The sequence below is a fragment of the Paenibacillus methanolicus genome, assembly GCF_008124765.1.
Classification (GTDB): Bacteria; Bacillota; Bacilli; order Paenibacillales; family Paenibacillaceae; genus Paenibacillus_Z; species Paenibacillus_Z methanolicus.
In genome coordinates this window covers 243659-256666 of the sequence record NZ_VNHS01000004.1, presented here as the reverse complement: position 1 = coordinate 256666, position 13008 = coordinate 243659, and the positions used below count along the sequence as shown (strand labels likewise).

The window sequence follows — 13008 nt, the reverse complement described above, 5'->3', positions numbered from 1 at the left end:
AAACCCACCCGGGTCGGCGGCCTGTTCGCATGTGCGCATTTATATTTCAGACAAAAAGGACGCAGGTGAGCGAACGACGTGAAGACAAAAACGAGGTTAATCATCAGTTTCATCGCGGTCATTCTGCTGCTCGGCTTCTTGGGCATAACCGGGCTGAACAACGTGACGCGCATGGGGGAAAAGCTGGACGAGGTCTATGATAATCGCTATCAAAAGCTCGTTCTCGCTTATGAATTGAAGGGCTACGTCCAGAATACGGCCAAAGGGTTGGTCAATATCCTGACGATGCCGACGAACGCCAATCTGATCAAGAACGAAGCGTTGCTCGTCGGCGAACCGGCGGAGGCGCGCGAACGAATCGGGCAGCTCGACGACATCGTCTCGAACGAAATCCGTCAGACGCTGTTCTTGGACGTCAACCGCACCGTGGAAAACTTTTTCGGCTATGAAGAACAGGTCATCGAGCTTGTTCGTCAGGGCAAGAGCCAAGAGGCGGTCGCGCTGCGCGAGCAAGAAGGGCTGCGGTTCCAGAATGAAGCGCTCGCCGCTATCGACGCGCTCGCCAATTATCAGCGCAGTTCGATGGACGAGGCCGTCGAGAGCGCGCGCCAGGCCAACAACGAAGCGCGCGCCGTCCTGATCACCGCCTCCATCATCGGTCTGTTCTTGGGGATCTTGACGATGCTCTGGAATTTGACCGGCGTCACCAAGGGACTGAACAACCTGACGATGCTGATTCACTCCTATGCGCAGGGCACGCTCGACCGGAACGTCCGCAAGCGGACGGAGACCGCCGACGAATTCGGCACGGTGGCCAAGGCCTTCAACGCGCTCGCCGACGTTCTCGAGGACAAGACGGCGGCCGAGCAGGTCTACAACCGCAAGGTCGAAGACGAAGCCTGGATCAAGACCAACCTGTCGAACGTCTCCGTCCTGCTGCAGAACGAACAGAATCTGGAGCAGCTCTGCAAAACGTTCATCGACCAGCTGATTCCGATCACGTGCGCGACCTACGGCGGCCTCTACATCCGCGAAGGACTCGGCGACGAGAATAGGCTCAAGCTCCAAGGCTCCTATGCCCCGCATGATCTGGAAGTGTTCGAGCAATCGTTCGCGTTCGGGCAAGGGCTCGTCGGCCAATGCGCCGTCTCGCAGGAGACGATTCAGCTGGATGATCTGCCGGCCTCCCATGTGAGGGTCAAGACCGGCCTGGGCGAGACGAGTCCGCTTCATCTGCTGCTCGTCCCGGTCATGTATCAAGGCCGCCTGCTCGGCGTCGCGGAGCTCGCCTCCTTCGAAGCGTTCGACCCGCGTCAGCGCGAGCTGCTGCACGAGCTCTCCACGGCGCTCGGCATTATTCTGAATAACCTGTTCGGCCGCATCCGAATCGAGGAGCTGCTGCGCGAGTCGCAGGCGCTGAGCGAGGAGATGCAGGTGCAATCCGAAGAACTGATGAGCCAGCAGGAAGAGCTGCGCCGCTCCAACGACCGGCTGGAGGAACAGACCCGCGCGCTCAAGAAATCCGAGGAGCAGCTGCAGTCCCAGCAGGAAGAGTTGGAACAGACGAACGACGAGCTGCTGCAGAAGACCCATCTGCTCGAGCTGCAGATGCGCCAGACCGAGCAGAAGAACGAACAGATCGAGAAGACGAAGAACGCGCTCGAGAAGCAGACCGTACAGCTTGCGCTCGCGTCCAAATACAAGTCCGAATTCCTGGCCAACATGTCGCACGAGCTGCGCACCCCGCTCAACTCGATGCTCATTCTGTCGCAGATGCTGATGGACAACAAGGAACGCAACCTGACCGGCAAGCAGATCGAGTTCGCCACGACGATTCATTCCGCCGGCGGCGACCTGCTGAAGCTGATCGACGAGATTCTGGATCTGTCCAAGATCGGCGCGGGCAAAATGAACCTCGTCACCGAGCACGTCCCGATCGCCGACATCCTGTCGGCCATGCGCCGGAGCTTCACGCCGGTCGGCCAGCAGAAGGACCTCGGCTTCGACGTCGAGATCGCGCCGGACGTGCCGAAGGAGATGTACACCGACAGCCATCGGGTGAAGCAAGTGCTCAAGAACTTGCTGTCCAACGCCTTCAAATTCACGCATCGCGGCGGCGTCGCGCTCACGGCGCGTCTGGCGACGGCGGAGGAAGCCGCCGGGCTTGGCAAAGCGCACGACGCCGGGCGAATGATCGCCTTCGACGTGCGAGATACCGGCATCGGCATCTCGCCGGATAAACAAGATATTATCTTCGAAGCGTTCCAGCAGGTCGACGGCACGACTAGCCGCGTCTACGGCGGTACCGGCCTCGGCCTTGCGATCAGCCGCGATATGTCCGGCCTGCTCGGCGGCGGCATCACGCTCGCGAGCGCCGAAGGCAAGGGCAGCACGTTCACGCTGCTGCTGCCGGAGTTCCACGTCGCCGACCCGCTCGGGGCGACCGGGCGCGACGACGCGCCGGCGGCCCTCGCCAAGCCGGCCGCCTCCTTGCCTCGGGGGACGGCGGCGCTGCTGGCCGCTCCTTCCGCGGAGATGCCTCTTCCGACGACCGAGGCGCCGCCGGCGGAGCTCGTCGAAGACGACCGGGAAGCGATCGGCCTGGAAGACCGCGTCGTGCTCATCGTCGAGGATGACGCCAACTTCGCCCGCGTCCTGCTCGATATCGCGCGCGGCCGCGGCTTCAAAGGCATCGTCGCCCTCCAGGGCGACCACGGCGTGACCTACGCCAAGACGTATAAGCCGGATGCCATTCTGCTCGACATCATGCTGCCGGTCATGGACGGCTGGTCCGTGCTTCATCACCTGAAGCACGATCCGGATACGCGCCATATTCCGGTCCACGTCATCTCCATGATGGACGACGTCCAGCAGGGGCTGTCGATGGGCGCCATCGCGTATTTGAAGAAGCCGGCCGCCAAGGAGAAGCTCGACCATCTGTTCGGCCAGATCGAATCGTTCCTCGAGCGGGATCTCAAGCATCTGCTCGTCGTCGAGGACGATTACGCCCAGCGCACGAGCATCATGGAGCTGATCGGGCACGACGACGTCGTCATCAAGGCCGTCTCGACCGGCAAGGCCGCGCTGGAGGAGCTGTCCGCCAAACATTACGACTGCATGGTGCTGGATCTGGGGCTGCCGGACATCTCCGGCTTCGCCCTGCTCGACGCGATCCGCCGCAACGACAGCCTGCGCGATTTGCCGATCATCATCTACACCGGCCGCGAGCTGGAGAAGAAGGAAGAGCTCCAGTTGAAGAAATACGCGGAAACGATCATTATTAAAGATGTGAAATCTCCCGAGCGGCTGCTCGACGAAACGACGCTGTTCCTGCACCGGGTCGTCGCCGACCTGCCCGAAGACAAGCGCAACGTGCTGCGTCAGCTGCACAGCGTGGAGGCGATCTTCGAGGGCAAGGACATTCTGATCGTCGACGACGATATTCGCAACGTGTTTGCGTTATCGAGCGCCCTGGAAGGGTATAAGATGAATATAAGCTTTGCCGAGAACGGGCGGGAAGCGCTCGAGGCGCTCGAGAAACACCCGAGCACGCAGCTCATCCTGATGGACATGATGATGCCGGAGATGGACGGATACGAGACGATGCGGCGCATTCGCGCCAACCCGGCCCACGAGAAGCTCCCGATCATCGCCATCACGGCCAAAGCCATGAAGGAAGACCGCGACAAATGCATCGAAGCCGGCGCGTCCGATTATATCGCCAAGCCGGTCAATATCGATCAACTGCTGTCATTAATGAGGGTGTGGTTATATAAATAACGAATGGATGGACAACGGCGCCAGCGAACGGGAGCGGATCGAGATCGCGCTGCTCCTGGAAGGGCTGTACCAGCTGTACGGCTATGATTTTCGCAATTACGCGTTCTCCTCGGTGCGCCGGCGCATCTGGCACCGCGTCCATGCGGAGCGGCTGCCGAACGTGTCGGCGCTCACCGAGCGGATGCTGCACGACCGCGAGACGATGAACCGGCTGCTGGCCGACTTGACGATACACGTCACCGAGATGTTCCGCGATCCGGAAGTATTCCTCGCCTTCCGCCAGCATGTCGTGCCGATGCTGCGGACGTATCCGTTCATCCGGATTTGGCATGCGGGCTGCTCCACGGGCGAGGAAGTCTACTCGATGGCGATTCTGCTCAAAGAAGAAGGCTTGTACGACAAAACGCGCATCTACGCGACCGACATGAACGAACGCGTGCTGGATCTCGCGCGGGAAGGCGTTTTCCCGATCGACCGGATGCAGACGTTCACCCGCAATTATATGGAGGCCGGCGGGAAGGACGCCTTCAGCCGGTATTATACCGCGCGCTACGACTCCGTTCTGTTCCATTCGGAGCTGAAAGAGAATATCGTCTTTGCCCAGCATAATCTGGTCACGGACCGCTCGTTCAACGAGTTCAATGTCATTTTCTGCCGCAATGTCATGATATATTTCAATAAAGAGCTGCAAAATCACGTGCACGGCTTGCTGTACGACAGTCTTAGCACCTTCGGGGTGCTCGCGCTCGGCACCAAAGAATCGATCAACTTCACGAGACACGCGGACGCGTATGACGAATTGGACGCCCACAGCAGGCTGTACCGGAAGACGAGATAGAAGAGGCAGGTGAACGCGAAGGCGATGGTAACATACGACGGACCCATTAACATCCTGCTCGTGGATGACCACCCTGACAATCTGCTCGCGCTGGAGGCCGTTCTCGGCGATTTGAACTACAACTTGGTCAAGTGCCTCTCGGGCGAGGAAGCGCTGCGCAGCCTGCTGCGAGAAGAGTTCGCCGTTATTCTGCTGGACGTGCAGATGCCGGAGATGGACGGCTTCGAGACGGCGCGGCTGATCAAGATGAGAGAGAAGACGCGCGAGACGCCGATCATATTCATCTCGGCCACCAGCAAGGAATCGGAGCACTTCTTCACCGGCTACGAGGTCGGCGCGATCGACTATATGCTCAAGCCCTTCGTTCCCCAAATTCTACGGACGAAAATCGAAGGTTTCGTGCGGATGTACATCGGCACGAAGACGCTGCAGCTGCAGACCGAGCTGCTCCATCAGAAGACGCGGGAGCTGGAGAAAATGAATCGCGAGCTGATGCGCACCGCCTACCAGCTGAACAAGACGCAGGCGCTCGCGCGCGTCGTACAGGAGACGAGCAGCGACACGATGGTCACCTTCGACGGCGAAGGGCGCATTCTGGCGGTGAACCCTGCGCTGACGGCGATGTTCGGCTATCAAGAGCGCGAAGTGATCGGGACGCCGATCGAGCAGCTTATCCCTTGTTTCGAAGGCGGCGGCTTCAAGGAGTCGGAGGGCGATGCCGAAGCCGGCTTGCCCACCGGCAAGCGGATCGAGCTGGCGCCCATGCGCAAGGACGGCAGCCGGTTCCCGGCGGAAATCCAGGTCGGCGTCGCCACGGTGGACGACGACCGCATCTACGCCTGCACGATCAGCGATATGACCGAGCGGAAGCAGTTCGAGCTCGACCTCATGAAGGCGAAGGACGCGGCCGAGATCGCGGCCCGCGCGAAGACCGACTTCCTCGCCATGGTCAGCCACGAAATCCGCACGCCGATGAACGGCGTGCTCGGCATGACCGAGCTGTTGCTGGAGACCGGCTTGTCCTCCGAGCAGCAAGATTACGCCGAGATCATCCACAAGAGCGGCGACGCGCTGCTGTCGGTCATTAACGATATTCTCGACTACGCGAAGATCGAGTCCGGCAAGCTCGAAGTCGAGGAGATGCCGTTCCAATTGGACCTCATCGTCTCGGAGACGTTCGAGCTGTTCACCGCCAAGACGAAGCAGCTCGGCCTGCACCTCGCCTACGAGCTGGATCCCGAGCTGCCGAAGATCGTCATCGGCGACGGACTGAAGCTTCGCCAGGTGCTGATCAACCTGGTCGGCAACGCGGTCAAGTTTACCCCGGAAGGCTCCGTCCGCGTCGAGGCGCGGCTTGGCCGCATGGACGGGGAAGCGATCGAGGTGCAATTCGCCGTCCACGATACGGGCGTCGGCATTCCGGAAGAGAAGCTGCCGCTCCTCTTCCAGCCGTTCTCGCAGGTCGATACGTCGCTCACCCGGCGATACGGCGGCACCGGGCTTGGCCTTGCGATCTGCAAGAACCTCGTCGAGCTGATGCGCGGGACGATCCATGTCGAGACGAACGAAGCCGCCGGGGCCACGTTCCGCTTCACGGTCACCGTCAAGCCTTACGGCGAGGAAGGCTACCTGAATCAGGAAGGCGGGACCGACCTCAGTCCCTGGATCGCGCAGCCGGGCTGGTTCCATGAGGCGATGTCCGAAGCGGAACCAGCCGTAGTAGCGCTTGAGACTCCAGCGGATGCCCTAGCCTTGATCGGTTCTGCCGACGCGAGCTTGCAGGATGGAAGCGAGGCCGATCCGGCTGGCAGCGGGGGCAGGCCGCCCGCCAGAGCCGAGCGGCTCGGCCTCGAAGGACGCGCGTCTTCGCGTATTCCGGAGATCAGCTTCGCCTCGTTGTTCGAATCCGGCAACCGGGAACTCTCCTGCACGATCGAGGTCATCCCGGACGAGACCCCGCCGGCGATCGGCGCGTCGGCGCCGCGGGTGCTGGTCGCCGACGACAACGAGATCAACCAGAAGCTGACGATCGGCATGTTGGAGAAGCTCGGCATCCGGGCCGATGTCGCCGCGGACGGCGGCGAGGCGGTAGCGAAGTCGGCCGCCAACCAGTATGAGCTTATCCTGATGGATATGCGCATGCCGGTCATGGATGGCTTGGAGGCGACCCGGCAAGTACTCGCCGCCAGCGGAGCGCCCCATTCGCCGGTCGTCGTCGCCATGACGGCCAACGTCCTACCCGCCGACCGCCAGCGTTGTCTGGAGGCCGGCATGGCCGATTTCCTGGGCAAGCCGCTGCAGTTCGAAGCCGTTAAGCGTTTGCTGCAGCGTTACCAGCTGCTTGGCACGACGTAGACAAGGCGAAACGGCTGGCGCTGTCTTTATCAGGCGATGGTGAAAATTACGCATGCTTGAATTTCAAGAAGGGCTGTTCCGCGCCATCCCAGATGACGTGCGGAACAGCCCTTTGCGATTGGCGGGATCTATGTACGGATGCATGCATGGCCAGCGCCCTTCTTATCCCCGCAGCAGCGACTCCGCGCCGTCGACGAACACTTCCGTCCCCGTAATATGGTTCGATTCGTCGGAGGCCAGGAACAGCACCAGATTCGCGACCTGCGCCGGCTTGCCCGGACCGTCCTCGAGCGGCTGGTCGCCTTCCGGGAACTCCATCGGGATCGTCACCTCGTCAAGCTCCGGCTTGCGGTCGGTGTTCTGGTCGATATGCGTCGTAATGGCGCCCGGGCAAATCGCGTTGACGCGAATGCCGAACTTCGCCAGCTCGAGCGCGGCCATCTTCGTGAAGGCGACTTGTCCCGCCTTCGACGTGCTGTAGGCGCTGAAACCGATGTTCGAGAAGACGCGGTTGCCGTTGATGGAACTTGTGACGATAATGCTACCGCCGTTCTCCTTCAGCGCCGGTATGGCGTGCTTCACCGTCAGGAAGGTGCCCTTGAGGTTAATGTCGATCGTCGTGCCGAACTCTTCCGGGCTCATCGTCTCGATCGGCGCGAGCACGCCGTTGATGCCTGCGTTGGCGAACACGATATCGAGCCGTCCCCACTTGTCCGCAACCTTCCGGTACGCGGCCTCCATGTCGCCCGTGCTCGAGATATCCGCGCCGATCGCGATCGCCTCGCCGCCCGCCTTCTCGATGCGCGCCAGCACGGCCGCGACCCGGTCCTCCTCCCGGTCGAGCAGCGCGATCTTCGCGCCCTGCTCCGCCAGACGCAGCGCCGCCGCGCGCCCAATGCCCGATCCCGCGCCGGTGACGAGCGCGACTTTCCCTTGAACTCTCCCCTGCCCGTTTGCTTGTGCCATGTTCCCTACCCCTTCCTAACTAACTTGGACTGTGCTTCCATCTAATACCCGTTTGGTATTTCCCAAAAACAAGAACGGCTATGCAGGCGGCCGAAACTTCGCCATAAGCGAGGCGCGCATTGCCGCCGCCCATCCCTACGTTCAGCCGGACAAGCCTCGTAGGTCTTACCGCCCGTTTTCGTCGCAAATCCGAAGAATGCCTCGATAAAACCAGCTTGGCTGCGATAACGACCTATGTAAGCGCTGCTTCCGTCCAAATATCGCCATACAGCCGGATGAAGCCGTTTCTTCGTCCGTTTACACCCTGCGCTTCCCGGGAGTATGATAGCTTGCGTACAACATCCAGCATCGCTGAATTTCCGAACCGGAAAACGGGGGAACCAAACGCGAACGCCGCCCATCGGCGCTCGCAGGGGTGAATCGGCTCGCCGCGCTCGAAGCGCGCCGGCCGTAGGGCGACTCTAACCGCCCGAATCCGTCAGCTAACCTCGTAAGCGTCATTAGAGGGGGGTAAACACTTCGCGTTCGAATTGGGAACGCAGGGGTATTTCCTCTGCGTTATTTGGCGTGTCCTAAAACGCGGACCGGGTGAAAAACTAACCTGCAAAACAAGGTTTTTGGACGCGCGAAGGCACGGGTAAAGAAAAGACAATGACATTCTCCGGGTGGTGAAGGCGCGTGTTTACGGCATTAAAACGTTTATTGATCGGGCGCCCTCTGAAATCGGCTGAGCTCGGCGACCAAAAACTGAACAAAACGAAGGCGCTGGCGATTCTGTCCTCCGACGCGCTCTCCTCGGTCGCTTACGGACCGGAGCAAATATTGATCGTGCTGATGGCCGCCGGCGCCATCGCGTTCTGGTTCTCGATTCCGATCGCGATCGGCGTGCTGGTGCTGCTGCTAGCGCTTATTCTGTCATACCGGCAAATTATCCATGCGTATCCGCACGGCGGCGGCGCTTATGTCGTCTCCAAAGAGAACCTCGGCATCTTGCCCGGGCTCGTGGCCGGCGGCTCGCTGCTCGTCGACTACATCCTGACGGTGGCGGTCAGCGTATCGGCCGGCACGGACGCGATTACGTCCGCCTTCCCGTCGCTGCACGAGTATACCGTGCCGATCGCGATCGTCTTCGTCCTGTTCATCACGATCCTGAATTTGCGCGGGGTGACCGAATCCGCTTCGGTACTGGCTTATCCCGTCTATCTGTTCGTGCTCGCGCTGTTCATCATGATCGGCGTCGGCATCTACGACATTGCTAGCGGCAACGTGTCGCGCGAGCTGCATGCTTCCATCGGCACGCCCGTCGCGGGCATCAGCCTCTTCCTGCTGCTGAAGGCGTTCGCCTCGGGCAGCTCCGCCCTTACGGGCGTGGAGGCGATCTCCAACGCGATCCCGAACTTCAAGTCGCCCGCGCCCAACAATGCGGCCAAGACGCTCGCCGCGATGGGTCTGCTGCTCGCGCTGCTGTTCTCCGGTATCGTCTTCTTGGCCTGGTATTACGGCATAACGCCGCATCCGCAGGTCACGGTCGTTTCGGAAATCGCGGAGCAGACGTTCGGGCGGAACGCGATGTACTTTTTCGTCCAAGGCACGACGGCGCTCATTCTGATTTTGGCGGCTAATACCGGCTATTCCGCGTTCCCGTTGCTGGCGGTCAGCCTCGCCAAGGATAAATTCATCCCGCGGATGTTCACCGTGCGCGGCGACCGCCTCGGGTATTCGAACGGCATCCTCATGCTGGGCTTGTCGTCGATCCTGCTCATTATTCTATTCAAAGGCCAGACCGAGCATCTGATTCCGCTCTACGCGGTCGGCGTCTTCATTCCGTTCACGCTGTCGCAGACCGGCATGATGCTCAAGTGGATTCGCCAGAAGCCGCAGGGCTGGGGGCTGAAGCTGACGATCAACGGCATCGGCGCGTTCATCTGCCTGGTCGTCACCTGCATGTTCTTCCTTACGAAATTCGGGCAGGTATGGCCAGTATTGGTCTTCTTGCCGCTCATTATTCTGCTATTCCGCAGGATCCGCAAGCATTACGACGCCGTCGGCGATCAGCTTCGCCTGTCCACGTGCGAGCCGCCGATCACGATCGAGGGCAACGTCATTATTTTGCCCGTGGCGGGCATGACCCATGTCGTGGAGAACTCGCTTCGCTATGCCAAATCGCTGAAGCCGGAGCAGATCATCGCGGTCCACGTTCCCTTCGAGCGGGAGGAGGAAGCGGCCTTCGAGGAGAAATGGAAGCAGTGGCAGCCGGACGTACGGCTTGTCACGCTGCACTCCCCGTACCGCAGCATTATTCAGCCGTTGACGAAGTTCATCGATACGGTGCAGCGCAAAGCGGGCGAGATGAACGTGCAGGTAACCGTCGTCATCCCGCAATTCATTCCGAGGAAGGGCTGGCATAACATCCTGCATAATCAGTCGAGCTTGCTCATCCGCGCGCACCTGCTGTACCGGCGCGACGTCATCGTGACGACGGTGCCGTATCACTTGAAGAAATAGGGGGATTTCCCTCCCCCTTCCCCCTCCGCTGAGGGGAACCAAAGGGCTTCTCCCTCTGGACTCCCTTCTTCGTGCAGCCACCATTGTTCGCGGTCGGCGGGTTGGCTTAAACGGGGCACGCTTTTGTCCTGACGGACAAAGCTTCAGTGGGTTTTGAAGTCCGTCCTAACTATAGGCCCTAGTTGGCTTCATCGGACGTTTTCCCTCCAAAGGGCCCCGGCCCTCTGCACACCCGGAACTAGCGTACCTTCTCCGCGGCCGTCTTCGATGTGTCCTTTCGGAATGAGCCCGCTTGTCCTTCAGACAAGCTCTTGTTCGAGCTTCGTTCGTGACGATTTGCCTGAGGTGCCGACCATCGCTTACGTCCGCTCCCCCGGACACGCTTTACGTTTTATCCAACATGCTATGAATATCATCATTCACTAAACAGTAAAAAAGCAGGGGCCGCCATGGCACCCTGCTTTCTTTTATCGTATTGGCAAGCCTATGCGCCCTACTTCTCGCGATCCGGCAGCTGTTCGACGTAGCTGTCCGAATACCGCAGCAGGTTCAGCGCGCCGTCGTAGTCCTGCTCCGTCACGGTCTCGACCGGCTTCGCCTCGCCGCCCGTCAGCGGATATTCCACGCCATCCTCGAACCCGACGCCCGGGATATAGAGCGATTCCCCGCTCAGGAACGAACCCGACGGCAAATAATAGCGTTGCGGCAGCAAATTGCGGGTCTTCTGGTTCAGCAGATCCTGACCGAAATGAACATGGTTTTGCATCGAAATGCCAAGCAAATTCATTACCGTCGGCATGACGTCCGACTGGCCGCCGATCTGCTGCTGCCGCGACGGATAGGTCACATTATCGCCGGCGATGATAAACGGAATGTTGATCATGTCGTGGTACGTGTACGTCCGCCCGTAAATCTCCTCCATCAGACGCTTATCGTTGCCGTCGAGGGAATATTTCGGCAGACCCAGATGGTCGCCGTAGACGAGCAGGATGCTGTTCTCCCACAACCCGCTTACCTTCAACTCCTCGATGAACTTGCCGAGCGCATAATCGGCATAGCTCTGCGCGCGGATGTAATCGCCGACGAACGTGCCTTGATAACGCGCCGGCAGCTTGATTTTATCCTTCTCCGCCGGAATGGAGAACGGGTGATGCGCCGTCATCGAGATGACATGCGCGTAGAATTTCGTGCCCGCGTCCTGCTTCTGCTTCAGTTCCTCCGCCGTCCTGCGGTAGAGCACCTCATCCGAAGCGCCGAAGAACACTTTATCCTCTTCGGTGAAGAACGGCTTGTCGTAGTAACGCGTAAACCCGAGGGCGTCGTAGAGGTTGTTCCGGTTCCAGAACGCCACGTCGTTGGTGTGGAAGTTGTACGATTCGTAGCCGCGGTCCGCCAGCAGCTTCGGCATGCTCGGCAGCGCCTTGTCCGCGTATTGCATCGCGGCCGCGCCATGCGGCGGAATATACAACGACGTATTGACGACGAACTCCGCGTCGGACGTGTTGCCCTGCCCGACCTGCTGGAAGAAATGCGGGAAGTAGAAGTTGTCCCGCGCCAGCTTGTTCATGTTCGGCGTCACTTCCTGGCCTTCGATCTTCAGGTCGATCAGGAAGTTCTGGAACGCCTCCAGCTGCACGATGATGACGTTACGCCCTTCGGCGGCGCCCGACAGGTTCGGCGAATCCGGCTCCTGAATGCCTTTCATGGCGTTAATCGCGTCCTGCGTAATCATGTCTGCCGGGACGAGCGGCTCGTCCCGCCGGTCGGCGACCGTGAACGCCTCGTAGTTGAGAATGCCCATCTCTTCGGCTTTCTTGATCTCGTTCATGCTGGCCCGGTTCGGCCAAATGTTGAGCAGGCAGAGCGCCGCCGAGACGACGAACAGCACGCTCGCGGTGCTCCGCTTCAGCTTGCGGGCGCTCAGACTACGCCAGAGGCGCGAGTTGGCGCTCCGGTAGATCAAGAGCGGAATCAAGATAATATCGGTGAAAATAAACAGGAAATACGGGTCCAGCAGCTCGAACACGCTGTCCTTCACCGCCGTTACCTGATTCACCTGCTCCAGCGCATGGTACGTGACGATGACGCCGAAATATTTGTAGTACATGATGACCGCGAAAAATATGCTCGTGAACAACAAATTGAGCGCCATGTAATAGATGAGCTTGCGCTTGGACGCGAACCATTCCAACAGGCAGAATGCCAGCCACGCGAACGGCAGCTCCGTGACAAGCGGCTGCCAGGTCGGCGTCGCGTCGAAGAGGACGAACCAAGCCAAATACCCTTTAATGAGCAAAATAATCGTAAAAAAAATGAACGGCCGTGCGCTTATCAGACGATGCGTCGTCGATAAGGACATGATCGCACCTCCCTATCCCGTAACAATCTGCCTTCCGCCGTAAACCGAATAACCATTGTATATTATGCGCCCGACATGGGCCGATGTCAAAACGGAAATGTCTCCTTCGCCCGCCGGTCATAGGAGGGAAAGACAGCAAAAAACCATGCTCCGGAAAGGAGCATGGCGCTGGGACAGGCTAGGATCGCTTGCTTATAGACTTGCA

Annotated in this window: 6 protein-coding genes and 1 riboswitch; of the genes, 4 read left to right on the top strand and 2 right to left on the bottom strand. The window is 59.9% G+C overall.

Going from position 1 to position 13008, the window contains the following annotated elements:
• Positions 1–78: 78 nt before the first annotated feature.
• The 3 genes from BCM02_RS12680 to BCM02_RS36485 are packed head-to-tail and all read left to right on the top strand — an operon-like array spanning position 79 to position 6973.
• The gene (locus BCM02_RS12680; RefSeq protein WP_148929463.1) at positions 79–3780 is read left to right on the top strand and encodes a response regulator; all 3702 of its coding nucleotides are present in this window, start codon (positions 79–81) and stop codon (positions 3778–3780) included.
• Positions 3781–3787: 7 nt separating this feature from the next.
• Positions 3788–4618, top strand: a complete 831-nt coding sequence (locus tag BCM02_RS12675; protein ID WP_148929462.1) for a CheR family methyltransferase — start codon at positions 3788–3790, stop codon at positions 4616–4618.
• A 24-nt stretch (positions 4619–4642) separates the two neighbouring features.
• Complete coding sequence (locus BCM02_RS36485) at positions 4643–6973, top strand: response regulator (RefSeq protein ID WP_148929461.1); 2331 nt, start codon at positions 4643–4645, stop codon at positions 6971–6973.
• A gap of 162 nt (positions 6974–7135) precedes the next feature.
• Here the strand turns inward: BCM02_RS36485 and BCM02_RS12665 are convergent, their stop codons facing one another.
• Entirely contained in the window at positions 7136–7939 is an 804-nt protein-coding gene (locus tag BCM02_RS12665; protein ID WP_148929460.1) for an SDR family oxidoreductase, read from the bottom strand.
• Positions 7940–8278: 339 nt separating this feature from the next.
• Positions 8279–8452, top strand: a riboswitch (cyclic di-AMP (ydaO/yuaA leader).
• Positions 8453–8617: 165 nt separating this feature from the next.
• Here BCM02_RS12665 and BCM02_RS12660 point away from each other — a divergent pair.
• Positions 8618–10444: an APC family permease gene (locus tag BCM02_RS12660; RefSeq protein ID WP_148929459.1), complete on the top strand. Its 1827-nt coding sequence runs from the start codon at positions 8618–8620 to the stop codon at positions 10442–10444.
• A 493-nt stretch (positions 10445–10937) separates the two neighbouring features.
• Here the strand turns inward: BCM02_RS12660 and BCM02_RS12655 are convergent, their stop codons facing one another.
• Positions 10938–12803 (bottom strand): LTA synthase family protein, encoded by a 1866-nt coding sequence (locus tag BCM02_RS12655; protein WP_148929458.1) that lies wholly within the window; start codon positions 12801–12803, stop codon positions 10938–10940.
• Positions 12804–13008: the final 205 nt, after the last annotated feature.

Bases quoted from the DNA above. Each gene is read 5' to 3' on its own strand.
- BCM02_RS12665 (WP_148929460.1), bottom strand. From the start codon at position 7,939: ATGGCACAAGCAAACGGGCAGGGGAGAGTTCAAGGGAAAGTCGCGCTC.
- BCM02_RS36485 (WP_148929461.1), top strand. From the start codon at position 4,643: ATGGTAACATACGACGGACCCATTAACATCCTGCTCGTGGATGACCAC.
- BCM02_RS12675 (WP_148929462.1), top strand. From the start codon at position 3,788: ATGGACAACGGCGCCAGCGAACGGGAGCGGATCGAGATCGCGCTGCTC.
- BCM02_RS12655 (WP_148929458.1), bottom strand. From the start codon at position 12,803: ATGTCCTTATCGACGACGCATCGTCTGATAAGCGCACGGCCGTTCATT.